Source organism: Peristeroidobacter agariperforans, assembly GCF_004138335.1.
Classification (GTDB): Bacteria; Pseudomonadota; Gammaproteobacteria; order Steroidobacterales; family Steroidobacteraceae; genus Steroidobacter; species Steroidobacter agariperforans.
In genome coordinates this window covers 346,896-373,174 of sequence record NZ_RYFW01000002.1, presented here as the reverse complement: position 1 = coordinate 373,174, position 26,279 = coordinate 346,896, and the positions used below count along the sequence as shown (strand labels likewise).

The window sequence follows — 26,279 nt, the reverse complement described above, 5'->3', positions numbered from 1 at the left end:
AGGAGCAGGCGTCGTCGGCGCGGTATCGGCCGGCGGTGTGCTCATGTCAGAGGTGTCATCCTTTTTCGCGCAACCCGCCGCAAACATCAGCGCGGTCACGGCAAGCAAAGCAAAGGCACGCATGTGTCATTCCCTCCAGATGTTCCGATGCAATCGGCTCCCCTACTAAGCGATTCGCCTTCTCGATGGTTCCAAACAAAGCCTGATGCGAGGACTGCAGGCGACGAATGTCAATGTTTCGTCAATGCGCACGAGTGCGTTCGGCGTCGCAGTCTCAATTTATAATGCTGCATCGGATCCAATGCCGCTGGCGATTGAAGCTCTCGCCCTCTACAAAAAAGGAATGCTGAATGCCTGCGTCCGCCCGCGCCTTGGTGCACGCCTTCCTGGAGCGCGAGTTCATCCGGCAAGTCGAGTTTCTCGCCGAGCTGGTGCGCGTGCCCAGCGACAACCCGCCGGGCGATTGCGCACCTGCTGCCGAGCGCGCCCACGAACTGCTCGAGAGTCTGCTCGATCTAGAAGTGGAAACAGACGTCGTGCCCGCGCAGGTCGCGAAAGCAAATGGAATGATCTCCGCCACGAATCTCATCGTGCGGCGACATTTCGGCCGCGGCGGCATGACAGTCGCGCTCAACGCGCACGGCGATGTGGTGCCGCCGGGCCAGGGCTGGACTCGCGATCCCTACGGCGCGGAGATCATCGACGATCCCGATCACGGATTGGTGATGTTCGGTCGTGGCGTCGCCGTGAGCAAATCGGACTTCGCAACGTATACGTGGGCGCTACTCGCCTTGATCGACCTGGAGAAACAGGGCGTGCCGCTGCACGGCTCGGTCGAGCTGCACTTCACGTATGACGAAGAAGTCGGCGGCAACATCGGCCCGAAACGCCTGGTGTCGGAGCGTCTGAGCACGCCTGCCTTGGCAATCTGCGCAGGGTTCTCTTACGCAGTCACGAGCGCGCACAACGGCTGCTTGCACCTGGAAGTCGTGGTGAACGGCAAGTCCGGCCATGCCGCGATGCCTGAGACTGGCGTCGATGCGCTCGAAGCGACGACCGATATTCTCAACGCGCTTTATGCGCACAGACAGGAGCTGGCGCACAAGCGCTCGAAAGTGCCCGGCATCGAGACCGCCACCCTCAACATCGGCCTGATTCAGGGCGGCATCAATACGAATGTGGTGCCGGACCAGGTCACGCTGCGTCTCGAACGTCGCATCATTCCGGAAGAGTCTGCCGAAGAGGCGGAGTCACAGCTGCGCTCGCTGATCGAAACCGCCATCGCATCTCGCCCCGGCATCACGCTCGACATCAAACGAATCCTGCTGGCCGAGCCGCTGCTCGAACTGCCCGGCGCCGCCCGCTCCCTCATCGCTTTGCGAACGCACGCCGAAGAAGAATTCGGGGTCGCGATCCCCGTGCAGGGCGTGCCGCTCTACACGGATGCGAGGCACTACGCGTCAGCGGGCATTCCCACGGTGCTGTACGGCGCTGGCCCCAAAACATTGCAGGAAGCAAACGGACACGGCGCCGATGAATGTTTGCGCCTCGACGACTTGAGGAAGGCCACCGCGGTGGTCGCGCTGACGCTCGTCGATCTGCTGAGAGGCAACTGAGTTATTTATCGGGCCGCGAAGTGGGCAGGAAGAAATCTTCGTCCACCGGCTTGTTCGCCAATATCTCTGCTCGCGTGAGGCCCTGCACTTCGTGTGGAAACACCAGCCATTGATCGGTCTCGCGAATGAAGTAGTCCGGACGCAGTGAGCTGGTGTTCCTGGTCGGCTTGTAATAGACAGTGGCGATCCTGACCTGCTCCGGCATGTTGCGACGGCAGCGACGTTGCAGCTCGGCAACCACGGCTTCGAGGCTGCGCCCCGAATCGAACACATCGTCGATCAACAGCAGCTGGTCCTCGAAACTCAGCTGCGACACCAGATAGTCGATCGCGTGCACACGCACTGTCTTCGACTGCTCATCGATGCCCAGGTAGGACGAGGTGCGGATCGAAATGTGATCGCATTCGATGCCGTTGAATTCCAGCACCTCTTGCACGGAGATGCCGATGGGCGCCCCGCCGCGCCACACGCCGACCAGAAACGACGGCCGGAAGCCGCTGCGGACGATCTGCACCCCGAGCGCCAGCGAGTCCCGCAACAGGGATTCAGCCGAAATATAGGTTTTTTCCATCGCGGCATCATACTCGCTTACACTGTCTACTCGATTCCGTAGGCGAGGTTGACAGCATGAACTGGCTCGAACGCGACGCCGCCAGCGTCTGGCATGGCTTTACCCAAATGGATTGCTATGGGGCAAACAGCCCGGTGATCGTGGAGCGCGGCGAAGGACGCGAGCTGATTGACGTCGACGGACGTCGTTACCTGGACGCAATCTCGTCGCTGTGGGTCACGACGCTGGGTCATCGCGTGCCCGAGCTCGATCAAGCGTTGCGCGAGCAGTTGGACCGCGTCGCTCACTCGACCATGCTGGGCAATGGCAATCGCATCGTCATCGAGTTTGCTGAAGCGCTGGCTCGGGTCGTGCCGGTGGATCGAGCACATACGTTGTTCGCATCAGACGGCGCTGCCGCGGTCGAGCAGGCGCTGAAGATCGCGTTCCAGTACTGGACCAACAAGGGCGAGCAAGGCCGCACGACCTATCTCGCCTTCGGCGACGGCTATCACGGCGACACCATCGGCTCGCTCTCCTTGGGCGGCGGTGGATTCGGCACACAGATCTTCGATCCGCTGCGCTTCCCTGTGCTCCGCGCCCCTGCGTTCACAGAGCCAGGCGCTTTGCACAGTGCGGCCCAAATGGTTCGCGAGCACCACCGCAAGCTCGCGGCGGTAGTGGTCGAGCCGCTGGTGCAAGGCGCGGCTGGCATGTCGATCGCTCCGGCTGGGGATTTCGCCGAGCTCGGCAAGGCCTGCCACGACACCGGTGTCCTGCTGATCTGCGATGAAGTCGCGACCGGCTTCGGCCGCACTGGCACGCTGTTCGCGTCCGAGCAATGCGGGCTGCGGCCGGATTTGATGTGTCTGGGCAAGGGCATCACGGGCGGCTATCTGCCAATGTCGGCCACCGTCGCGTCACAACGAGTGTTCGCGGCGTTCCTCGGTCCGGACCTGAGCGAGAAGACGCTGTACCACGGCCACTCCTATGGCGGAAACGCGCTTGCCGCCGCCGTCGCGCTCAAACATTTACAGCTGATAGCGTCTCTGCCCGTCCTTGACAACGTCCGTGAGCGCTCAGCTCAACTGCGCAGCGAGCTCGAGACGCGCATTCGCCCCTTCAAGCGGGTCAAACATATTCGCCTGCAGGGGTTGATGGGCGCAGTCGAGCTCGATACGAGTGACGATCCCAAGCTCGCGCGCCGGACTTGTTCAGCGATGGTCAAGCGCGGTGTGCTCTCTCGCTCCATGGGACCTGTCATAACGATCGTGCCGCCGCTCACCATCACGGCAGCAGAGATCGAGCGCATCGTCGCGACGCTCGCCGCGGCGCTGGAGGAAACAGCGTGACCCACTGGAATTCCTGGGCCGAGCGCGAGCTGGCCGGCCTGCGCGCCATCAACAGATATCGCGAGACGGTGCCATTCGATGGGGACGGCCCCGAAGGCCGCGTGCGCGACCGGCGGCTTGTTTCTTTTGCGTCCAACGACTATCTCGGCCTCGCCTCCCATCCGCAGGTCCGGCTGGCCGCCATTTCAGCCATTGAACGCTTTGGCACCGGTGCAATGGCCTCGCGGCTGATCGTCGGCACCCGCAGCTTGCACACCGAATTGGAGTCTTTGCTCGCCGAATGGAACCAATCGGAGCGCGCACTCGTGTTCTCGTCGGGGTACTCAGCGAATCTTGGCGTCCTCACGACATTCGGTGAAACGGACGTGACGCTTTTTAGCGACGAGCTCAATCACGCTTCGATAATCGACGGTTGTCGGCTGGCCAAAGCGCGCACTTTGATTTACCGTCACCTGGATCTGCAGCACCTGCAGACCCTGCTTAGACAAACTCCAGGTCGGAAAATCGTGGTGACTGAATCGGTGTTCTCCATGGACGGTGACACTGCGCCCCTGCCTGCGCTCGCGCAGCTGTGCAGCGAGCATGGCGCGTTGCTCATATTGGATGAAGCGCACGCCGCGCTTGGCCCCAAGCTCGCGGCGACTCCGGATTTAGCGGTATTGCACGTCGGCACTCTGTCGAAAACATTGGGCTCGCTGGGCGGTTTCGTCGCCGGATCGAGCCGTTTGATCGAATTGCTCGTCAATCGCGCGCGGACCTTCATTTTCACGACCGGCCTGTCACCCGCCGACACCGCGGCGGCCGCAGCGGCGGTGCGGATCTGTCGCAGCGAGGAAGGCAATCATTTGCGAGAGCGCCTGCGCTCGCTGATCGATATGCTTCGCCCGGGCCACCCGTCCGCCATCGTGCCTGTCGTCCTCGGTGAGGATGCGGCCGCGCTTGGCGCTGCGGCCCAGTTACGAGAAGTTGGTATCCACGTGCCGGCAATTCGCCCACCTACCGTTCCCAAAGGAACGGCGCGGCTGCGGGTCGCGCTGTCGGCCTCTCACAGCGAGGCGATGGTCGAAAGCCTGCGAGCCGCGCTCGGTAGATTCAACTTTGTTTAATTCGAACCTCGCTCAAGACGCAATGACTGTGATCGATTCCAGACCTTCCCTATTGATTGGCGTGATTGGCACGAACACGGAAGTAGGAAAGACCTGGGTGACCGCGCAACTGCTGGCAACGCTGAAGTTGCGGGGCGCGCGCGTCGCGGCACGAAAACCGGTGCAATCGTATGGGCCGGATGAAATCGACACCGATGCCGCGCGTCTCGCCGGCGCCAGCGGTGAAGAAGTCACTGAGATCTGTCCCGCCCATCGCTGGTATCCGCTGGCGCTCGCTCCGCCGATGGCGGCCAATGCGCTCGGGCGCGGTCCGGTATGGATGTCGGAAATCATCGACGAGATCCGCTGGCCCTCGGAAGTAGACGTCGGCTTCGTCGAAACCGTCGGCGGCGTTCACTCGCCGCTGGCCTGCGACGGTGACAGCCTGGATCTGTTGCGACGTCTCGAAGTGGATCGGATGCTATTGGTCGCCGATGCGGAGCTGGGCACGATCAATGCCGTGCGCCTCACGATGGCCGCCGTCAACTCGACACCGACGATCGTTTATTTGAACCACTTCGACCCGAACAACCAGCTGCACGAATTGAACCGGCGCTGGCTGGTCGACCAGGACAAGCTCACCGTGATCACCGACGTGCATTCGCTGGCAGTGGCCATCGAAGGCGCCTGTCCGAGCAATGGTCACAACTCGGCGCGAACACCCAAGCCGCGCTGCTGCGCGCGTTGATAGATTGCATGGGCCGCGGCGAGATCCTGCGCCGCGATGCCCAGTGATTTATAGACGGTCACTTCGAACTCGTCGGTGCGGCCGGGCACGCTGCCGTTGAGCACCTCGCCGATTTCGCCACGGATATGTTTGGCGGCGTTCGAGCCCATCGCACTGAGCAACTCCCCGGCTTGCGCCAGCGCGGAGCCTCGAAAATCGACGAAGAAACTACTTCGCAGGACCAACGCGTCATCGACTTCACGCGCGCCGGCGGAGCTCGCTCCGATCAGGTTGACGTGCGTGCCTTGTGCGATCCATGCGCCTTCGACGATGGGCTCGCTCGAGCCGGTGGTCGTGCAAACGAGGTCCGCGCCCAGCAAGGCATCGCGAACCGCTCCGTAGACTTCGATGTTTGGCTGTCCCGGCCGCGCTTCGCGATCGGCGAACGCGTAGGCTTTTTCTTTGCAGCGACCCCAGACGCGCACCGAACGCAGCTTACGGACCAGGCTGATCGCGTCCAGATGGGCGGCTGCTTGTTCGCCGGTGCCGATGATCGTCAGATCGGCGGCGGCTTCAGACGCCAACGCTTTGGTCGCCACCGCGGTCGCCGCGGCCGTGCGTAGTGACGTGATCGAAGCCGCGTCGATGATTGCCAGCGGCAATCCTTCGCGTGAATCGAACAGCACCACCACGCCCATGTGAGACGACAAGCCCCGCTGAGCGCTCGCCGGATAAACAGCAATGACTTTCGCGCCGATGGTTGGCGGCTCGTCGAGATAACCCGGCATGACCGCCAGAATGTTTGGCGTGCCCGGCGGCGCACAGCCGATGCGCAGGGGCAGCTGCGCCCCGCCCCGTGACACCTCTCGCATCGCGCTCTCGACGATAGGGATGCAATCCTCCATCGGCAGCAAACGTCGCACGTCGGCGCCGCCGATGACCAGCACGGGAGTGGAGGCTGTATGACGCATTGTTATATTCGCCGGGGCCAGGCGAACTCCGGATGTGATTAGCCATATCCCACACCCGATATGACCGGCCGCGGCGGAGAATTCACCCGGGGTCGAGCCCAAACGTGAAAGGCGGCGACTGCCCCGCCCCCCTTCCCAAAAAAATACAAACAGAATTACCCCCTCCCGTTCACGGGAAGGGGATAAAGGGGTGGGTCTTCAGGCCGGAGAATTGAACTAAAGCTTCGCTGGATCCGCTTCGAGAATCGACGCAGCACCCTGCTTCACAACGCGCGACAACGTCTGCGCCTCCGGCAACAAGTTCGCCGCATAGAACCGCGAGATCTGCTGTTTGGCGGCAAAGAAATCCGGATCGGACGATGCCTGACGAACGGCGAGATCATGTGCCTTGGCCGTGAGCCAACCGCCGATGACGACGCCGCCCAGCATCAAATACGGCACGCAGGTCGCCAGTGCACCCTCTGGATCTTTCAGCAGCGCCGCGGTCGCATCCTTCAACGCAGCGACACCTTCCAACGCAGCGGCCTTGCTCGCCGCGACACCGGCATCGCTCGAAGAAAGCTTCTCGAGCTCCGCCTGCATGTCGGCGATGAGCGCATTCATCGCAGCGCCGTTGTCACGACCCACCTTGCGGCCGACCAGATCGCCCGCCTGAATGCCCGTCGTGCCTTCGTAGATCGGCGCGATGCGCGAGTCGCGCAGGATCTGCGCCGCGCCGGTTTCTTCGATGAAGCCCATGCCACCGTGAACCTGCACGCCGAGCGACGCCATTGTCACGCCAAGCTCGGTCGACCAGCCCTTCACGATGGGAATCAACAATTCGCCGCGAGCCTGCGCCTTCGCCTTCTCATCGCCCTCGGGAAGATGCTTACCCAGATCGAGCTGCATCGCTGCGTACAACGCCACCGCACGCGCCGCATCGGTGTACGCCTTCTGAGTCAGCAGCATGCGCTTCACGTCAGGGTGATACGCGATCGGCGGCACCTTCGAGCCGTCCGGCACGTTGTTCGTCTTCGGCTTGCCCTGCACTCGAGTGCGCGAATATTCGAGCGCCTGCTGATATGCACGCTCCGCGAGTGCATAACCTTCCAGGCCAACGGAGAGACGCGCGGCGTTCATCATGATGAACATATATTCCAGACCGCGATTCTCTTCGCCGACCAGATAGGCAACCGCACCTTCCTTATCGCCATACGACAGCACGCAAGTCGGGCTGGCATGGATGCCGAGCTTGTGCTCGATGGAAACACAGCGCACGTCGTTCGGCTTGCCGAGGCTGCCATCGTCGTTCACCAGCACCTTCGGCACGATGAACAACGAAATGCCACGCACACCGGCAGGCGCGCCTTCGACGCGACCGAGCACCATGTGAATGATGTTCGAGGTGTAGTCGTGATCGCCGTAAGTGATGAAGATCTTCTGACCGTACAAGCGATAGTGATCGCCTTCCGGCACGGCCCGGGTGCGGATGGCAGCGAGATCGGAGCCGGCCTGCGGCTCGGTCAGGTTCATCGTGCCGGTCCACTCGCCGCTGATCATCTTCGGCAGATACTTTTCTTTCTGCGCCTGCGAGCCGCACTGATTGATGGCCTCGACGGCGCCCTGCGTGAGCATGGGGCACAACTTGAACGCAAGGTTCGAGGAGGCCCACAACTCTTCCACGGCCGTACCCAGCACGGTGGGTGCGCCCTGACCGCCGAACTCCGCCTCGGCGCGCAACTGCGTCCAACCGCCTTCGACGAACTTGGCATACGCAGCCTTGAACTCCGCCGGCATGCGAACGCCTTCGGCCGTCCACTTCGCACCAGTGCGATCCCCGAGACGGTTGATCGGATCGAGTACACCCTCGGCAAAGCGGGCAGCTTCGTCCAACACCGCGTCGGCAAACTCGGTGGAATAGTCTGGCAAGCCGGACAGTCCGACCAAACGCTCGTCGCCGATCAGCTGATGGATCGCGAAGCGCAGTTCTTTGAGAGGTGCTTTGTACATGGAAGTCAGTGTGTTAGCTGCAAGTTACATACTGCGGCGATACTGCCCGCCGACTTCGTACAGCGCGCGGGAGATCTGACCGAGAGAACATACCTTAACCGCGTTCATCAGCTCGGCAAAGACATTCCCGCCGGAGGTGGCGATCTTCTGCAGGTTGCGTAGGGCTTCCGCGGTATGCGCCGCGTTGCGTTGCTGGAAGGACTTCACGGCCGCAACCTGGAAATCCTTCTCCTCATCGGTCGAGCGGATCAGCGCGACACCCTTTGCAGCCTCGTTCGAGTCCGTATCGGAAAGGAAAGTATTCACGCCGATCAGCGGCAGCGAGCCATCGTGCTTGCGCTTCTCGTAGTACATGCTCTCTTCCTGGATCTTGCCGCGCTGATACATCGTCTCCATCGCTCCGAGCACACCACCGCGCTCGGACAACGATTCGAATTCCCGGTACACGGCTTCTTCCACCAGATCGGTGAGCTGCTCGAGGAAGAACGAGCCCTGCCACGGATTCTGGTTGTTGTTCAGACCCAGCTCCTTGTTGATGATGAGCTGGATGGCCACGGCGCGACGCACGCTTTCTTCCGTCGGCGTCGTCAGCGCTTCGTCATAGGCATTGGTGTGCAGCGAATTGCAGTTGTCGAACAGCGCGTACATCGCCTGCAGCGTCGTACGAATGTCGTTGAACTGAATTTCCTGCGCGTGCAGCGAACGACCGGAGGTCTGAACGTGATACTTCAGCATCTGGCTGCGCGGGCCGGCTCCGTAGAGATCGCGCATGGCGCGCGCCCAGATTCGACGAGCGACGCGGCCGATGACGGCGTACTCGGGATCCATGCCATTCGAGAAGAAGAACGACAGGTTGGGTGCGAAGTCGTCGATCTTCATGCCGCGCGCGAGGTAGTACTCGACGATCGTGAAGCCATTCGACAACGTGAACGCCAACTGGCTGATGGGGTTCGCGCCCGCCTCGGCGATGTGATATCCGGAGATGGAGACCGAGTAGAAGTTCCGCACCTTGTTGTCGATGAAGAACTGCTGCACGTCGCCCATCATGCGCAGCGCGAACTCGGTGGAGAAGATGCAGGTGTTCTGCGCCTGATCCTCCTTGAGGATGTCGGCCTGAACCGTGCCACGCACCAATGACATTGCTTCGGCTTTCAGTTTGGCATGTTCCTCGGCGCTCAACACACCGGGTGCGATCAGCTGGTCGCTGGTGATGCCCAGCAGCGCGACGCCGGAACCGTCGTGACCTTGCGGCAAGTCGCCGCTGTAGATCGCCGGATTCAGGCCCTTGGCCTTCATCTCATCGCGAATCTCGCCGATACGCTTCTCGGCCGCGGCCCAGCGGCCTTGCGCACGCAGGAAACGTTCGACGCGCTGATCGATCGCCGTGTTCATGAACATGGCTAGCAACATCGGGGCGGGGCCGTTGATCGTCATGGACACAGACGTCGTCGGCGCACACAGATCGAAGCCGGAGTACAGCTTCTTCATGTCATCGAGCGTCGCGATCGACACGCCGGAGTTGCCGGTGCGACCGTAGATATCGGGCCGCGTATCTGGATCTTCGCCATACAACGTCGTGGAATCGAACGCCGTCGACAGACGCGTCGCGCCGTGACCGCTGGCGAGGTAATGGAAGCGACGATTGGTGCGCTCCGGCCCGCCCTCGCCCGCGAACATGCGGATCGGATCCTCTTCCTCCCGACGGTACGGATACACGCCGCCGGTGTACGGATAGCTGCCCGGCAGATTCTCGGACAGGATGAACTGCAACGTTTCGCCCCAGTCCTTGAAGCGCGGCACGGCGATTTTCGGCATCTGATTGCCGCTCAACGACGTGAGGTAGTTATCGCCCGTCACGAGCTTGTCGCGCACCTTGTACGAATACTTCTCGTCGGTAACGCCTTTGACACGCCCGGGCCAACGCTTCAACTCGCCCACGCCCTCGGGGCCGACATCATCGAGCGCCTTGTTGTAGGCAGCGCGCAGCTCGCGACGTGTTGCGTCGATCGACTGATCGTTGAGCGCATCCTCGGGAAAGCGATCCAACGGCTCCGGCAAGCGCGCGTCGTGCAAGGTGCGCAATGTTTCATAGACGCCCGACGCACGCCGAGCCGCGTCGACGACCGCGTCGATATTCGAACGGGCTCTGCGTCCCGCACCCGCGATTTCGGCGAGATAACGGCTGCGCGTGCCCGGAATCAACGGGTCGCGAGACACGAACTTGATCGGCCCGACATCGCCCGGCGACCACTGACGATCCTTCAAGTCCGGACGCTTCTCGTTCACCAGCTTGCACAGGCGCGAGAACAAGTGGTTGACGCCGGGATCGTTGAACCGGCTGGCGATGGTCGGGAACACCGGCACTTGCTCATCCGCCAGACGGGCGCGATCGGGATGATTGCGACGCCACTGCTTGCGCACGTCACGCAACGCGTCTTCAGCGCCGCGCTTCTCGAACTTGTTCAGCACGATCACGTCGGCGAAGTCCAGCATGTCGATCTTCTCGAGCTGACTGGCCGCGCCGTATTCGCTCGTCATCACATAGGCGGACACATCGACCATGTCGGCGATCTCGGTGTCCGACTGACCGATGCCGGCGGTCTCGACGATGATCAGATCGAACTGCGCGAGCCGCAGCAGGCCGATGACATCTTTGAGCACGGCGCTGGTTGCGAGGTTCTGGCGACGAGTCGCAAGCGAACGCATGAACACGTTGGGCGCGGCGAGCGAATTCATGCGAATACGGTCGCCGAGTAACGCGCCGCCCGAGCGACGACGCGTCGGATCCATCGCCACGACCGCAATGTTGCGATCCGGGAAATGGCGCACGAATCGTTGCAGCAGCTCGTCGTTCAGACTGGATTTACCGGCGCCGCCCGTGCCCGTCAGACCGATCACCGGCGCGCCACCCTGCACCTTTGCAATCGCCTTGCGGATCTCCTGACCCGCAGCATCCTCATCGCCTGTGCCTTCCAGCAGAGAGATGGCCTGCGCGAGTTGATGATGATCGCGCGGGTCCAACGAGCTGCCTGAGCCGAAGGCATAGTTGGGCTTGGCCGAGGCAGCGACGCGCTTGAAAACGTCGTCGATCATGCCGTCGAGGCCCATACGGCGGCCGTCTTCGGGCGTATAGATCTTTTCGACGCCGTGCTTTTCCAGCGCTTCGACTTCGTGCGGGGCAATCGTGCCGCCGCCGCCGACGATGACGCGGATGTGATCGACGCCCTGCTCGCGCAGCATGTCGACCATGTAGGCGAAGTATTCGTTGTGTCCGCCCTGGTAGGACGACACGGCGATGCCATCGGCATCCTCCTGAATCGCCGCACGCACGATGTCAGCCACGCTGCGGTTATGGCCGAGGTGCACGACCTCCGCGCCATGGGCCTGCAACAAGCGGCGAATCATGTTGATAGCGGCATCGTGACCGTCAAACAACGACGCCGCGCTGACGAAGCGCAGCGGATGCGCCTCGGGACGGGTCGCTCGGTTGTCGGCACGGAAAGGCAGAACAGCGGCTGTATTCATGGGTCGCCTCGGGGCGAATCGGAGGTATTCCGGGGGCAGAGTAAGCTGGCACTCTAATTTACCCGCGAGTATATTTAGCCCGACCCCGCCCGGTCAATCAGGCCCCCGGGGAACCAGGTCACAGGCTATGATCCCCAGCTCGTCCCTCTTGAGGAGCAGCTTTCCGGTGGCAGGTCGACAGGCGCGCAAGAACGTTCCGCAACGGGCCAGCGGCCCCGCCCTATGGGCTTCGGTGGGCGCGAGAGTGCGGGATCGGGAGCGCAAGCGCGACGCGGTGATCATGACCGCCGCCCGGGCCTTCCGGGAGCGCGGCTATCACAACACCTCGCTGGACGACATCGCGAGCGAGCTGAACGTCACCAAGCCGACGGTCTACCATTACGTCGAGAACAAAGAGCAGCTGCTGTTTGAATGTTTCCGCGCCGGCCTGAAGCTGATCATGGACGGCATCGAGGAACAGCGTGAATCGACGACCACCGGACGCGAGCGCCTGGCGGCAGTGATCACGCGCTACGCCGAAGCCATCACGTCGGACTTCGGCTGGTGCATGGTGCAGGCCGAGAACCAGGATCTCAGCCCGGCGATGAGCCGCAAAGTGAAGGCGCTGAAATCGGAAATCGACCAGGGCCTGCGCAGCCTGATTCGCGCCGGCGTCAGCGACGGCTCGATTCGTCCGTGCGATGAAAAGATGACGGCGTTCGCATTGGCGGGCGCGCTGAACTGGATTGCGCACTGGTATCGCAGCGACGACCAGCTGGCCGCTGCCGAGATCGCGCATCGCTTCAGCGAATTGTTCGAGCAGGGATTGCAGCCGCGTTAAGGCGCACGCGCCGCCACTGCTTTGTCGATCGCCGTTTGTAACTTGTCGAGAGCTTCGAGCATAAGCGGCTGATCGACCGCACCGGAAGCGACGAAGCTCGCAGCCAGACGCTCCATCTCGCCGGCGCAACTGCTGATCTCGTGGAACTGCAACATCGCACCGCTGCCGTGCATGCGGTGAGTCAACGTCTCGATCTCACGAATCACATCCAGGTTGCCGCTTGCGGCGTTGTCGACCATAGTCCTGAGCTGCACCACTTCCCGCGTCACTCGCTCCATATACCGGCCCGCGATCTGGACCATCTTGGCGCGCAGCTCGTCGGGACCGCTGGACATCACAATGTCTCCCAGATGGAGAACACATGCTCGGCCAGCAGCATGGGATCGAACGGCTTGGCGATCACCGCTGCCGCACCGAGCGCGCGAAAACGGGCCACTTCCTGCGGCATGGCCTTGGCAGTCATGAATATCACGGGAATGGCCTGCAGCTCTGGCTGGCTGCGCATCTGCTGCAATGTCGTCGGGCCGTCCATGTTCGGCATCATCACGTCGAGCAGCACCAGATCCGGCTTGCTCGTCTGCATGCTCTGCAAGGCGCGCATGCCCGAGTCCGCCGTGTCCACCGATAGAGTAGGCACGAGGCCGAGCGCCATTTGCACGATCTCGCGAATGTCGGGCTCATCGTCGACGTACAGGATCTCGCGAAGATTGTCTCTGTTCATGGCTAGTGCGCCTGGCCCTGTGCGCTCGATACGGTCGAGCTGAACGCCAGCGGCGAGTTGCCGTCCAGGCACATGGTGTAGCGGTTGCGTCCGTCGCGCTTGCTGGCGTAAAGGCACTGATCGGCGATCTCGATGAGGCGTGAGGAACTCAGATCGCTGGTCAACAACTGCGCGGCCTCGCTACCGCCGATGCTGACGGTCACTGGAATCGGCCCGGCCGATGTTTCGATGGGAGTGTCAGCCATACCGCTGACCAGCCGCTGCGCAACGATCTCGGCGCCGCGCAGATCGGTGTCGATCAATACGATCAAGAGCTCTTCGCCGCCGTAGCGAGCGATCCAATCGCAGGCACGCGGCAACAACTCACGCAGACGCCGATAAGTGTTACGCAGCACCTCATCGCCGATGGAGTGACCGTAGCGATCGTTGATGCGTTTGAAGAAATCGATATCGAGCAACAGGAGCGAGACCGGATGGTTGAAGCGCCGCGTGCGCTCCAGCTCCAGCGACAGCTGCCGCTCGAGATAGCGACGACTGTATGCGCCGGTGAGCACGTCGGTATTCGCCATCTGCCGCTTCTGGTCGAGTGCGCGTCGCAGCGCTTGTTCGAGACTGACGATGCGTCGAGCATTGCCGAGGCGCGCAACCAGCTCGGGCGCCGAAATGTTGCTCTTGCCCAGGTAATCGTCGGCACCGGCCTTCAGACCCGACACGATATCGGCGCTGGCGTTCTGCGCCGTGAGCAGGAATATATATAAGTAACCGGGATAGTGACCCTCGCGCGCCCGCTTGCACAACGTCACGCCGTCCATGCCGGGCATGTTGCGATCGGTGATCATGATGGGACAGAACTCGGTTTCCAGCAGCTGCAAGGCCTGTTCCCCGCTCGAAGCCACGACCGTCTGATAGCCTGCTTCCTGCACGACCGCGACCAGATAATCCCGCGCGTCCGGATCGTCATCGACGATGAGCACTCGCAGCTCGGGCTGCAACGCGCTCAGCTCCAGCGTCAGCGTCTGCTCGAACACGCCGGGATCGGATTGCATGGGGCTCAGCCCGCTTCGGTGCGCCGCTGTGTGGTCGCGGAGGTCGACGCGATTCGAGCCGCTGCTTCGGCCTCACGCAGCAGTGCTTCGATGTTCGCAGAGACAGGTTGTGACGCTCCGGTTTCCTGAGCAGGCGTAAACGATGCACAACCGACCCGAGCCGTGAACGCCTCGAGCGGTGTCAGTAACCGCGCCGCCAATGTGGCGCTCAACCGGACACCGACGCCGGCGGCCGCCGCACCATTGGTCTCGGGTAGAACGACGGCGATACGCTGCACGCCATCGTGTCCGCGATAGCGGGTAGTAAAATCGATATCGACTCGAATACTTTCGGTCACGACACTCACCGCTCGTGCCATCGTGTCCGCAGCCACGGCCTCGCCGCTCTGCGACTGCAGCTCCATCGCCAATATCGACAGGTTCCGGCCGTAGCGGGCTGCACGCTTCAGTTCGGCGCGCATCCGATCGGCCAACACGCCGCTCGCCACGTCACTCACCAAGGCCGCGCCCTGCTGCTGCCTCACGGCGTGTAATGCTTGCCGCATTTCCACCGCCCGAAAGCCGGCACGAATGCCCGCGACGATCTTCGCGTCCGGCGCCCGCTTGCTCAGGTAATCGTCGACGCCGGCGAAATAGCCGCGCTCGTGCGAGCTGTCATCGTCGAGCACCGTGAGCATGATGATGTAGGTCTCACTGTCGCCTTGATTGCGCAGGTTCTCGGTCAGACGAATGCCATCCATGCGGGGCATCTGCCAATCGGTGATCACCACAGGGAACGATTGCGTCTTCAACAATTCCAGCGCGGCGCTGCCGTCGCTGACGGTGTGCGTCTCGAAGCCGAGCGATTTGAGGCGGTCCGCCATCAGCTCCAGCTCGAGCTCGTCGTCATCCACCAGCAGAATACGTTGCGGGGTGCGACCCAAAGCCCCAGTCACGGATGCGTCCTGAACGTTGCTCATAGGAGCGATAGCTCGATGTTTGTGAGAGTTTTCCGGAAGCTTGGCTCCGTGCGCTGCCGCATGAGATCAGCTAGCCCATGCCGTTCGCATGAGTGATTCCCGCAATCTCCGGCCTCCATGAAGTCCATAGCAAAGGCGCGTATATCGGCTCGCGGCCATACGTATTAATAGGGTGTCGAGTCACTTGGCGGGCATTCGTTCATTGCACCGACCTTTTCAAACGGAACAGCGCGTAAGAGATGAACAGCTGCAGCTCCTGTTCGCAGGACTGCCGTCTTCCCTGCTCGCCACCCTGGTACTGCTGACGCTCACCGTCGCGGTAACACATCTTGCCGGCGCCGATCATGCGCCATGGGCGAGTGTCGGCATCGTCATTGTCACTGCGGCGCGCTTTTTCCTATGGCTGGCCTATCGACGCTACGGCCGCCGTGAAAACATTGCATGGTCGACGTTATTCCTCATCGGCGCCATTGCCGGCGGCGCGGCGTGGGGCTTCGGCGCCGTGATGGTGTTTCCTGAGGAGAACGTCGCTGCGCAATCCTTCATTGCCTTTGTCATTGCCGGCGTCTCGGCCGGCGCGATCACCACACTCGCCGTCGATAAACGAACTGCGCTCGGCTTCGTGCTGCCGTGTGTGTTACCTCTGGCAGGCCGGATGCTGATCGAGCCCGGTGCGTACAGCGCCACGATGGGCGCCATGACTGCGATTTATGCAGTCGTGATCTCGGCAGCCGCCATTCGCCTCAGCGAGCACATCACCGAGAACATCGTGCTGCGAATGCAGGCCAGCGAGCAGCAACGAGCTCAGGAGCGCTCCGAGCGAGCGCTGGCTCAGGCCAATCATCGATTACGGGACTTCATCGACGCCGCAGATCACGTCGCGATCATCGCGCTCGATGTTGGCGGCATGATCTCGATGATGAATCGCGGCGCCGAGAAAATGCTCGGTTACGCCGAACAGGAGCTGGCCGGCAAGCTCACGATGGAGCTGCTGCTGGATGCCGATGAGCTGCAGGACATGGCCGGCGAATTGAGCACCGAAGGTCGTCAGCTGTTCGGGCTCGATGCACTTTTACAGTACAGCCGCGCGACCGGCACGTTGCGTCATGAGTGTACGTTCGTTGGCAAGAACGATCAGCGCGTGCTCGTGGATCTGGTGCTGACTCCGACGCGCGTGGATGCCGACACGGTCACCGGCTTTCTGGCCACCGCTATCGACATCAGCGAGCGCAAGCGCGCCGCCGAAGCGTTGATCCGAATGAATCAGCGCTTCGTGCTGGCGGCGCACTCCGGCGGCATGGGCATCTGGGACTGGGACGTGGTCTCCGACACGCTCACCTGGGACGCGCGCACCTACGAAATCTACGGCGCACCTCGCGATCTGAAGCCCGATGTGAATTACATGCTCAGCGCCGTCCATCCGGACGATGCCGAGCGGGCGCGCAACGAATTGATGGCGGCGCTCAGCGGCAAACAGCCCCAATTGCGTACGACATTTCGCATTACCTATCCCACCGGCGAAGAGCGCGTCGTCAGCGCCTCCGGCCTGACATTGCGTAACGCAAGCGGTCGCGCCGTTCGCATGACGGGCCTGATCTGGGATATTACGGAGAGCCGGCGCGTGGAGCGCATGAAGAACGAGTTTGTCGCGACGGTCTCGCATGAGTTGCGCACGCCGCTCACATCGATTCGCGGCTCGCTCGGACTGGTGTCGGCCGGCGTCGCGGGCGCACTGCCGGAGCGCGCGGCGAGCCTGGTCAACATGGCCTTGAACAACTGCGAGCGCCTGACGCTGCTGATCAACGACATTCTCGACATGGAAAAGCTGGAATCGGAGAAGCAGCGCTTCGATGTGCGTCGTATGGATGTGAACGAGCTGGTGAACCGCTCGCTGGAGGACAACGCCGGATTTGCTCAATCGCTCAACGTGCACTTCGTCACCCCAGAGCCGGTGTGCCATGCCGACGTGCTGGTCGATCCCGATCGGTTCCTGCAAGTCATGGCCAATCTGCTCTCGAACGCCAGCAAGTTCTCGCCCGCTGGCGCCGCGATCGAAGTGACTGCGCGCTGCCATCAAGGTCGCGTGCGTGTCTGCGTGCGCGACTACGGCAAAGGGATCCCGCCGGAATTCCAGCCACGCATCTTCCAGAAATTCTCCCAGGCCGATTCATCGGACTCGCGCAGCCGTGCCGGCACCGGGCTCGGGCTGGCCATCAGCCGCGCCATCATCGAACGGCTCGGCGGACATATCGGCTTCGAGACCGGGCCCGGCGGCACCACGTTTTATTTCGATCTGCCCGACGCGGATAGCGTCGCGGCGCAGACCATAGCTCTTCAGCAATCTACAGTTTCATGAGCGCGCTTACTCCGCAGCGCCTGCCGTTACGCAATAGTGACATCGTCGCCGTGGTACTGATCGCGCTCGGCGTCGGCATCGCCGTCGGCTGGCTGATCGGGCGGCCACTCACCTTCCTGGTCGGGTCGGATAACGTCGGCATGACCTTGAACGCCGCCCTCTGTTTCATCGTCGCGGGACTCGCACTCAGCCTGGGACGACCGCGGGTACGCTTGGGCCTGGCGATTCTGCTGGCCATTCCCAGCGTGCTCACGTTGTGCGAGCACGTGTTCGCCATCGATCTCGGCATCGACCGGCTGCTCGGCGATTCATGGATTCTGGAAGCGGCCCTCCATCGAGGCCGCATGGCGCCGCAAGTAGCTGGCGCGTTCGTCCTCGCCGCGCTGGCGCTCGCGCAGTTGAGCCGTCCGCAAAGCAATCGCCTGCATTGGCTTGCGCCGTTGGCCACGGGCGCGATCTTTCTGATCGCCCTGGTGTCGTTCTTCGGCCGGCTGCTGGGCCTGGACATCGTTTATGACTGGCAGTATGCGACGCGCATTGCCCCACACACCGCCGCTGGCTTGTTGTTGCTGTCGCTCGGCCTGGCGCAACTGTGCTATCGACGCTCGTTCAACAAAACCGACGATGTTTCCAACGACTCTCGCCGCATTCTCGCGGTCAGCACCGCGGCGTTGCTGGCGATTACCATCACCTGCGCGGCCGTGTGCTTCGCCGTCGTGGTGCGCCATAGCCACGATCTGCAACGTACGGCGCTGAACCGCGAGTTGCGCAACCAGATAGAACTGATCGGCACCGAAATCGCCGGCCAACGCCAGGAGAGCGAGCGTGTAGTGTCGAGCCAGTCGTGGGCCCTGATCGTCGCGCGCGCCTCGCCGCGAGTCAGTGCGACCAGGCTGCGCGAGGCCCTGCAGAGCTGGGCTGAGGACCGGCTGCCGCTCAGCCGCGGCCTGCAAGCGCTGGAGCTGCTCGATGAGGACGGCGAATCTTTGTTGCGCTCGGGCTCGTTCGGGCCGCCGTCCAGCGCCGTCGTGCCCCTCGACGATAGAGCTCGCATCGAGATCGGCAACGACGCTCGCCTGTTGATCGAGCGGGCGACGCCGCCGGATGCCTCCGGCCGCCGCGGTTTCATTCGAATGCAGTTCGCGCTGCCCCGCCTCACCGCGACTCTGTTATCGGACAAGACGACTAGTGAATTCGACACATCCATCTGTCAGGCGCTCAGCGAGCACTCGATGCAATGCCTGCGGCTGGCCTCTTCGCCTCTGGCAAGTTTGCCGATTGCCCGCGAGACGGCTGGACGCACTGGCCCGCTAAACCTTGCATTCAGTGGCAAGAGCGGCGTGACGTTGGTTGCGGAGCCACGCGGCGCGCGCTTCTTCGCCGCGTATGGCCCCATCGCCGGCACACCTTTGGCGATCACCCTGACGACGCCGCTGGACACGCTCTACAGCGACTTGCGTCAGCGCTTGAACATGTTGCTGTGGCTGATGCTGGGCCTGGTCGCAGCGGCGGTCTGGATCCTTCGGTGGCAGATCGCCCCGCTCATCGGCAAAGTGGTCGCCGCGCGCTCGCGCGCCAACGACAGCGCGATGCACCTCACCGCAATCATGAACACAGCGGCCGACGGCATCATCACCGTCAATCGCATCGGCACCCTGCTTTCGGCAAACCCGGGCTTCCGGCACCTGCTCGATGCCGGCTCGCGTGAACTGGTCGGCGAGCAGCTCACTCACCTGCTGCCCGGACTGGAGTTGCAGGTCGATGAGCACGGCATGCGCTCGCTGGCGCATTGCGCCGAGCAACCCGCCATGGAGTTCCAGCGCGAATCCGCCACCGGCGAGATCAGTTATCTGCAGGTGGAATTCGCGTGGCTCGATCCAACCACGCGCAGCACCCTGGTCGCGACAGTTCGCGATCTGACGCTGCTCAAGCGCGGCGAAATGGAGCTGCGAGAGACGCACAAGCGTCTGCAAGACAGCGAGCGGTTGTATCGCGACCAGGCGACCCGGCTGGCAACGCTGTTCGACAGCGTCGAGGACGCCATCGTCGTCATCAACGCCAGCGGCAACATCGAATCGTGGAATCGCGGCGCCCGGCATTTGTTCGGCTACAGCGCCGAAGACATCGTCGGCAAGGACGCACGCCTGCTGCTGCCCGAGCCGCACGCCTCGCGGCTGTCGCGCTATCTGAAAACTCCCGATGGCGGCAAAGCCGGGCGCATCGAAATGGAAGGCCGGCACGGCGGCGGCCGCGTCGTTCCCATCGAAGTCTCGATCCGCGAAATGATCATCAACGACGAGCAACTTTACGTCGCCGTGCTGCACGACATCTCGGTGCGACGCGAAGTCGAGCGCATGAAAGCTGAGTTCGTTTCGACCATCAGCCACGAGCTGCGCACGCCGCTCACGTCGATTGCCGGCTCGCTGACGCTCATCTCCGGTGGCGCGGCCGGCGAGATCCCGCAAAAGGCCGCGCGGCTGGTCGGTATTGCGCGCCAGAACAGCGAGCGCTTGATTCGATTGATCAACGACATCCTGGATCTGGAGAAGGCCGAAGCGGGCAAATTGGATTTCAGCATGAGCGTGCGCTCGGTGCGCGCCGAGGTAGCGTCGGTAGCCGAGTTCAACCGAGGCTTCGCGCAAAGTCTCGGCGTCGCCATCGAGCTCGAAGATGGCGACGACGCCAACGTGCTCATCGACAGCGACCGGCTCACTCAGGTGCTCACGAACCTGATCTCCAACGCCGCCAAGTTTTCTCCGCCCGGTGGCGTCGTGCGCATTCGCATCGAGCGTGAACAGTCAGCCGACGTCCGCGTTACAGTCAGTGACAATGGGCCCGGTATTCCCGCGGAATTCTGCGCGCGCATTTTCCAGAAATTTGCGCAGGCGGATGCATCGGATAGCCGGGCCAAAGGCGGCACCGGCCTCGGCTTGTCGATAGCAAAGACGATCACCGAACAACTCGGCGGTCGCATCGGCTTCGACACCACGCCCGGCAAGGGCAGCAGCTTCTACGTCATCTTGCCCATCCATTCACAGAGCAAAGCCGAGGATGCTCTGGTCGATGTGGAACGCAGCGTGGCGCCGTCGCCAGGCGAGGAGTTGCCGCAGATTCTGCACGTCGAGGACGATCTGTCGCTCGCCGCCATCGTGGGCGAGGCCATGTCGCGCAACGCCGTTGTGACTTCGGCACGATCGATCGCGGCAGCTCGCCAGCAGCTGGCCGAAAAGCATTTCGACGCGGTAATTCTGGATATCGCGTTACCGGACGGCTCGGGGCAAGATCTGCTGCCCATCCCGACCCGCGCCGGCGAGCGGCCGACGGTCACCATCTCCTACACAGCGGACGAGCCGTCGCGAGCCTTGCGCAACGCCGTGGATGCGGCGCTGGTCAAGTCCCGGCATTCAGTGACTCAACTGATGGTCACTGTGCTGGCTCGCATCGATGGCGTCGACATTCAAGACACCCAGTCGCGGCGGGTTATTTCTCATCCTTGAAGATGCCGATGGTCATCGGCTGACCTTCCGCCACGCGGGCACGATACATACCCGAGGTATTGAAGCTCCACGCCATCTGACCATCGGGCGCGACGGCGATGATGCCGCCATCGCCCTGCAGCTCCGTGAGTTGCTTCTGAATGACTTCGTCGGCCGCCGCTTGCAGGCTCATGCCGCGATAGCGCACCAACGAGCAGATCTCGTGCGCGACACTGAGGCGGATGAAATATTCCCCGGTGCCGGTCGCCGATACGGCGCACGATTGATTCGATGCATACGTGCCGGCGCCGACGATCGGGCTGTCCCCGACGCGGCCCCAGCGCTTGCCGGTGGTGCCGCCGGTGGATGTTCCCGCCGCGACATTGCCAGACATGTCCAGCACGACCACACCGACCGTGCCCTTCTTGCCTTCGTCGTGCGCCAGGCCTTTGGCCGGATCGTCATTCTTGATGCCGGCTGGCTTGGCCGGCACGGGCAGTTTGTTTGCTTGCAGATGTTTCACCAGCGCATCCCAACGGCGTTGCGTATAGAAGTAGCCAGGCTCGACCTGCTCCAGCCCCTGCTGCCTGGAGAACTCGTCGGCGCCCACGCCCATCAGCATCACATGAGGCGACGCGTCCGCCACACGCCTTGCCAATGAAATGGGGTGACGGGTCCGGGTGACTCCGGCGACGGCGCCGGCCTTCAATGTTTTGCCGTCCATGATGGCGGCATCCAGCTCGTTGCGACCCTGCGCCGTGAACACAGCGCCGCGGCCGGCGTTGAACAGCGGGTCGTCTTCCATCAAACCGATGGTCGATTCGATCACATCCAGCGCCGGCTCGTTGGCCGCCAGCAGCTTGGCGCCGTGCTCGGTCACCCTGCGCATCGCCTCCCGGTACGCTCGTTCCTGCTCGGCGGAAAGTTGCCTACGCTCGATGACGCCAGCACCGCCGTGCACGACGATCGCCCAACGCGGTCCGGCTTCAGCCGACATGGCAACACTCGCAAACAGCGCAGCCAGAGCGGCTGCTCGCACCGATATTCTCACGAAGCAGGCGTGAACCATGTCCAATTCCTCACATGATCTGTGCGCGCCACTCTAGCATCGACGCTTGCCAATGCGACGCGCCTCTCACATCGCGCGAGGTGCGTATCACAAGTTGCGAAACTAGTCATCCGCCTATCCAAAATTGGCAATGCGCTGAAAAAAGCTCCTCGACTACCGTGAGTTCATACGTCCCCATGTGCTCCCGGCGTGGGGTTATGAAACCTGGCATTCGAGGAGCATTCGATGAGTTCATTGCGAACTGGCCGGCGCTTGAGCGCGGCGGTCGTCTCAACCCTGCTGATGGCGACGCTCGCCGCCTGCGGCGGCGGTGGTGGCGGTGGGAGCAGCACGCCGGCTCCGACTCCGCCGACCGGCAATCCCAACCCCAATCCGACCCCGCCGACGCCCGAGCCGGAGCTCAGCCGAGTGACGCTGGCCGGCACTGTCACCGACGCCCCGATCGCCAATGCCGTCGTCACAGCCACGATCGGCGATGAAACATTCACGGCCACCGCCGACGCCAACGGCGTGTACAGCCTCGAGATCGCGGTCGATGAAGACGCGACCGGCGGCTTCGTGACATTGTCCGCACGCGGGGTGGGTTCGCAATCGTATGTTGAATTCACCAGCCTCGCGGGCACGTTCGCCTCTCTGCAAAGCCAGGCTGGCGACGATGGCACGTTGTCCAACACCGAGAACTTTGCGACCCAGATCACGAACGTGAGCACGGCTCAAGCGGTGTTGCTCAAGGAAGCCAACGGCGGCAACCCGATTGCGGACGAAGCGAGCCTGCGCACTCTGTCAGCAACGCTCAACAGCCAGGAAGTGCTGGATCTGGCAACCGCGATCAAGTTGTACGTGGACGACTCGGCCAACTATCCGATGCCCGACGGCGAGACCTCGCTGCTGGCGCTGATGTCCAGCAGCGCCACGCGCGAGCAGTTCACCGATAACGCTTACAACCAGGATCCGACGGCCTTCCAGAGCACGCAGACCGCCATCGTCACCGACAGCTCGCTGACGCAGCCGGTCAGCGGCGATTCGCTGCCGGCGAAACTGACGGTGGCGATGCTGTCGGACGCCGCCGAGTTCTCGTTCAACTATTTCAATCGCGTGAACTCGTATACGTTCGACGCCGACGGCACCGGCACGGCTACGGCCGGCAGCTGGAATGTAGATACGACGTGGGCCGTCAATGGCTCGAGCGTCGAGATCAGCTATGGCGAGACGGTGCACGTGACCAGCTACGAGATCGTTCCCGAGTGCACGGAGGTCTCTGGCCAGGTGCAGACGGACATTGCCAGCGACGGCGTGAAGCTCACGTTGTTGAGCGATCGCGTGGTGGCAATCACCGAGACCACTCAGATCACGTACCAGCCGGAGTGCGAGCTCGATCCGCGCACCGAAACGACTACAGTGGCGCGCACCATTCTCGAGGACGACGACTTCGAGCAACTCGGCACCGACGATCTGGCCGATTCGACCCAGTCGATTTACGTATATGTCGACGGCGTGGGCCCCACCGCCGACATCGCCGATCTGAACGCCGACGGCAGCGGCCGGACCTGGGCGTTCGCCAAGGACTTCACCTGGGCGCTCGACAGCTCGGGCCGTGCGGTCAATGTGGAGTTCGCCGACGGCACCGTGGCGCAGTTCCGCTCGCTACGCACCGTCGACGTCGTCACCACCGACCTGTTCTACGAAATCACCACTGCCGACGGTCGTTACATCGACGCAGGCGCCTCCGTGTACAAGGATCCGGAGCTGCCGCTGGTGTTCACTCAGGAAAACGTCGTTGGACGCTTCTATCAGTTCGGCATCGGCATCGAAGGCAGCAGCGATCAGCGCACGAAGGGCTTCCGCCTGCTGTTCGAGAACGACGGCACTGGCGCGCACGAAGACGACAGGATCGAGAACGACCAGCTGATCACCCAGGATGGCAGCAACACCCCCCCGTTCAATTTCCACTGGGGCATCGATGGTGAGGACGTGGTGATCCAGCGTACGTTCGACGTAGCGAACCAACAGGATCATTGCGTACCCGGCAGCAGCGCAGATTGCATCGTCTACGATGAGCGTCGCCTGGTGCCGCTCGCGGTCATGGATCTGCCTTCCGGGCAGCACCGCGCCTACTGGATGGAATATCGTCGCACGGACTTCTATGGCGTGAATGACAACACCCTTCCCAGCACGCTGGTCCGCTTCTACGACTCCGAAGTGCCAGCCGCATCCCCAGTCGTGAGCGGCAAGGCTTCGTTGTTCGGCGAAGCAAGCGCGCGCAAGTTGCGCTTCCGCGGCGTCAGCCAGCGTTGATGTTTGGAGCAGCCCACCGAGAAGGTCCGTCCTTCCGGTGGGCTGCTGTTTTATTCGACGGCGCAGATGCGGAAGTAATCGAAGTCCGCGTAACCGACTGAAGTGCCGATGTACGCCGGCGTGCCCGCCGGCGACGAAGCAAACAATCCGATCGTCGCGCCGACCCAGCGGCCAGGGTCGATCTGCACCGGCGCATGATCGAACGGCACGAAACGCGCGCCGTCGGTGCTGTAGCTGAATTTCACTTGCGCGAGCACTTCTTTGCGCTCGACCGGCCAATGCAGCTTGTCCGGTGGTGTGATATCCACCACGACAGGCTCGATCCGGGCTCGCAGATGAATATCGCTCGTCACGCCTTCCAGTAGTACGCGACCGTCGTGCAGGAGCCGCACGGTGTCGCTGTCTTTGCGTAAACCGATCCAGCTGTACCTCGTTCCCACTACTGCAAGACCCGCGCGCTCGCCTTCACGTATCGGCGCAAAGTGCAGCTTCGTGTCAGCGACGAACTTCGGCGCCGGAAATTTCTGTGTCAGTACACTGCCGGTTTCGAACAAGCTCACCGGCGTAGAAACCGATTTCAAGCGCAGGAACCCGGACGCGGCCGACAAGCTCATCCAATCCTGAGCAGGGTTCGCGTGCCACTGCCACGCCAATGACAAGGGCCCCGAGAAGTCATCGTTCATCTGCGGGACGACAATCTCGCTGGGAGCCTTCACCTTGGGCTTCCGATACGTGCTAACCGGTTCGCCGCGGCCATCTTTGTCACGATCCGCACCGATGACGGGCCAGCCGTCCTTCCACACCATCGGCTGCAAATGCACGCGACGCCCGAACGCACCGGTGTCCTGGAAGTGCAGGAACCAATCTTCTCCAGCGGACGTGGTTACCCATGCACCCTGATGCGGACCATTCACGTCGGTCTTGCCTTGGTCCAGCACGTTGCGGAGTTCATAGGGGCCATCGATGTTTCGCGAACGGAACACCGTTTGCCAACCACCCTTCACACCGCCGGCCGGCGCAAAGATGTAGTACCAGCCGTCGCGCTTGTATAACTTCGGCCCTTCGATCGGCGCCCAAGGCATCGGACCGTTGCTCGTGGGCTGAGGCGGCAGCGCATTGCCATCCACGACCGTCTTGCCGGCATCGAGCAGGCGCGTGCCGTCGGGCGACATGCGCTTGAGTTGCAGAATATTGTTGAAGCCGGCACGACTGCGCGCGTACGCCACGATCAGCCAGGCGCTGCCGTCGTCATCCCAGAACGGAGCGGGATCGATGACGCCCCGACTGTTGTCCACCAACACCGGCGCACTCCACGGCCCCTTCGGATCGCTCGCCGTGATCACGTACACGCCGAAATCCGGATCGGGATAGTAGATATAGAACTTCCCATTGTGATGGCGGATCGCCGGCGCCCAAACGCCACCGCCTCGCCGCGGCACCGAGAAATGCGCCTCCGGCGTCAGTCGTGGCAGCGCGTGGCCAATCAACGTCCAGTTCACCAGATCCTTCGAGTGCAGGATGGGCAAGCCGGGAATATTGGTGAACGATGAAGCGGTCAGATAGAAATCGTCGCCGACCCGCGTCGCGTCGGGATCGGAGTAATCCGCCGCGAGCACCGGATTCTGATAACGCCCGTTACCGAGATCCGGCACCCACGGAGCGCGCGCTGCGCCCATCGCTGGACTCGCGGAAACGATCACAAACCCAATCAATGAACCAAGG

At 62.5% G+C, this 26,279-nt stretch carries 18 protein-coding genes; 8 read left to right on the top strand and 10 right to left on the bottom strand.

All coding sequences use genetic code 11. The features are described 5' to 3' along the window. Positions 1-350 precede the first annotated feature (350 nt). Positions 351-1,616, top strand: a complete 1,266-nt coding sequence (locus tag EK373_RS15530; RefSeq protein ID WP_129644489.1) for a M20/M25/M40 family metallo-hydrolase — start codon at positions 351-353, stop codon at positions 1,614-1,616. A gap of 1 nt (position 1,617) precedes the next feature. Here the strand turns inward: EK373_RS15530 and EK373_RS15525 are convergent, their stop codons facing one another. Then, on the bottom strand, positions 1,618-2,187 hold the full coding sequence (locus tag EK373_RS15525; RefSeq protein WP_129644487.1) for a phosphoribosyltransferase: 570 nt from the start codon (positions 2,185-2,187) through the stop codon (positions 1,618-1,620). A gap of 56 nt (positions 2,188-2,243) precedes the next feature. Between EK373_RS15525 and bioA the strand changes: the two genes are divergently transcribed. Genes bioA through bioD form a run of 3 tightly spaced genes read left to right on the top strand, consistent with a single transcriptional unit; the run spans position 2,244 to position 5,351 of the window. Beyond that, positions 2,244-3,518, top strand: coding sequence for an adenosylmethionine--8-amino-7-oxononanoate transaminase (bioA, locus tag EK373_RS15520; protein ID WP_129644485.1), 1,275 nt, complete (start codon positions 2,244-2,246; stop codon positions 3,516-3,518). Then, entirely contained in the window at positions 3,515-4,624 is a 1,110-nt protein-coding gene (locus EK373_RS15515; RefSeq protein ID WP_129644483.1) for an aminotransferase class I/II-fold pyridoxal phosphate-dependent enzyme, read from the top strand. The genes bioA and EK373_RS15515 overlap by 4 nt, the downstream gene beginning before the upstream one ends. 22 nt (positions 4,625-4,646) lie before the next feature. Beyond that, on the top strand, positions 4,647-5,351 hold the full coding sequence (bioD, locus tag EK373_RS15510) for an ATP-dependent dethiobiotin synthetase BioD (RefSeq protein ID WP_129644481.1): 705 nt from the start codon (positions 4,647-4,649) through the stop codon (positions 5,349-5,351). Here the strand turns inward: bioD and EK373_RS15505 are convergent. The 3 genes from EK373_RS15505 to EK373_RS15495 form a co-directional block, all read right to left on the bottom strand. Then, positions 5,306-6,301 carry an ornithine cyclodeaminase family protein gene (locus EK373_RS15505; RefSeq protein WP_129644479.1) on the bottom strand — a complete coding sequence of 332 codons (996 nt, stop codon included), beginning with the start codon at positions 6,299-6,301 and terminating at the stop codon, positions 5,306-5,308. The two genes, bioD and EK373_RS15505, sit on opposite strands and share 46 nt — an antisense overlap. A 216-nt stretch (positions 6,302-6,517) precedes the next feature. Continuing rightward, a complete protein-coding gene (locus EK373_RS15500) occupies positions 6,518-8,290 on the bottom strand; it encodes an acyl-CoA dehydrogenase (protein WP_129644477.1) in 1,773 nt (590 codons plus the stop codon). A 24-nt stretch (positions 8,291-8,314) separates the two neighbouring features. Then, positions 8,315-11,815, bottom strand: a complete 3,501-nt coding sequence (locus EK373_RS15495) for a methylmalonyl-CoA mutase family protein (RefSeq protein ID WP_129644475.1) — start codon at positions 11,813-11,815, stop codon at positions 8,315-8,317. Between the two features lie 166 nt (positions 11,816-11,981). Between EK373_RS15495 and EK373_RS15490 the strand changes: the two genes are divergently transcribed. After that, positions 11,982-12,635 carry a TetR/AcrR family transcriptional regulator gene (locus EK373_RS15490; protein WP_198683372.1) on the top strand — a complete coding sequence of 218 codons (654 nt, stop codon included), beginning with the start codon at positions 11,982-11,984 and terminating at the stop codon, positions 12,633-12,635. On the opposite strand, the gene EK373_RS15485 is transcribed toward EK373_RS15490, so the two are convergent. From EK373_RS15485 to EK373_RS15470, 4 genes are read right to left on the bottom strand one after another with little or no spacing between them, the layout of a single operon-like run. Then, the gene (locus tag EK373_RS15485) at positions 12,632-12,970 is read right to left on the bottom strand and encodes an Hpt domain-containing protein (RefSeq protein WP_129644471.1); all 339 of its coding nucleotides are present in this window, start codon (positions 12,968-12,970) and stop codon (positions 12,632-12,634) included. The genes EK373_RS15490 and EK373_RS15485 overlap by 4 nt on opposite strands. Then, positions 12,970-13,356, bottom strand: coding sequence for a response regulator (locus tag EK373_RS15480; RefSeq protein ID WP_129644469.1), 387 nt, complete (start codon positions 13,354-13,356; stop codon positions 12,970-12,972). The genes EK373_RS15485 and EK373_RS15480 overlap by 1 nt, the downstream gene beginning before the upstream one ends. Positions 13,357-13,358: 2 nt before the next feature. After that, positions 13,359-14,402, bottom strand: coding sequence for a diguanylate cyclase (locus EK373_RS15475; RefSeq protein WP_129644467.1), 1,044 nt, complete (start codon positions 14,400-14,402; stop codon positions 13,359-13,361). Between the two features lie 5 nt (positions 14,403-14,407). Beyond that, the gene (locus EK373_RS15470) at positions 14,408-15,361 is read right to left on the bottom strand and encodes a response regulator (protein WP_129644465.1); all 954 of its coding nucleotides are present in this window, start codon (positions 15,359-15,361) and stop codon (positions 14,408-14,410) included. A 202-nt stretch (positions 15,362-15,563) separates the two neighbouring features. On the opposite strand from EK373_RS15470, the gene EK373_RS15465 reads away from it, so the two are divergent. After that, entirely contained in the window at positions 15,564-17,717 is a 2,154-nt protein-coding gene (locus EK373_RS15465; RefSeq protein WP_129644463.1) for an ATP-binding protein, read from the top strand. Further along, positions 17,714-21,214, top strand: a complete 3,501-nt coding sequence (locus EK373_RS15460) for an ATP-binding protein (protein WP_129644461.1) — start codon at positions 17,714-17,716, stop codon at positions 21,212-21,214. The genes EK373_RS15465 and EK373_RS15460 overlap by 4 nt, the downstream gene beginning before the upstream one ends. On the opposite strand, the gene EK373_RS15455 is transcribed toward EK373_RS15460, so the two are convergent. Then, the gene (locus EK373_RS15455) at positions 21,198-22,190 is read right to left on the bottom strand and encodes an isoaspartyl peptidase/L-asparaginase family protein (RefSeq protein WP_129644459.1); all 993 of its coding nucleotides are present in this window, start codon (positions 22,188-22,190) and stop codon (positions 21,198-21,200) included. The genes EK373_RS15460 and EK373_RS15455 overlap by 17 nt on opposite strands. A 297-nt stretch (positions 22,191-22,487) precedes the next feature. On the opposite strand from EK373_RS15455, the gene EK373_RS15450 reads away from it, so the two are divergent. After that, positions 22,488-24,557, top strand: a complete 2,070-nt coding sequence (locus tag EK373_RS15450; protein WP_129644457.1) for a carboxypeptidase-like regulatory domain-containing protein — start codon at positions 22,488-22,490, stop codon at positions 24,555-24,557. Between the two features lie 50 nt (positions 24,558-24,607). Here EK373_RS15450 and EK373_RS15445 read toward each other — a convergent pair whose 3' ends face one another. Beyond that, positions 24,608-26,233, bottom strand: a complete 1,626-nt coding sequence (locus EK373_RS15445) for a glycoside hydrolase family 43 protein (RefSeq protein WP_198683370.1) — start codon at positions 26,231-26,233, stop codon at positions 24,608-24,610. Positions 26,234-26,279: the final 46 nt, after the last annotated feature.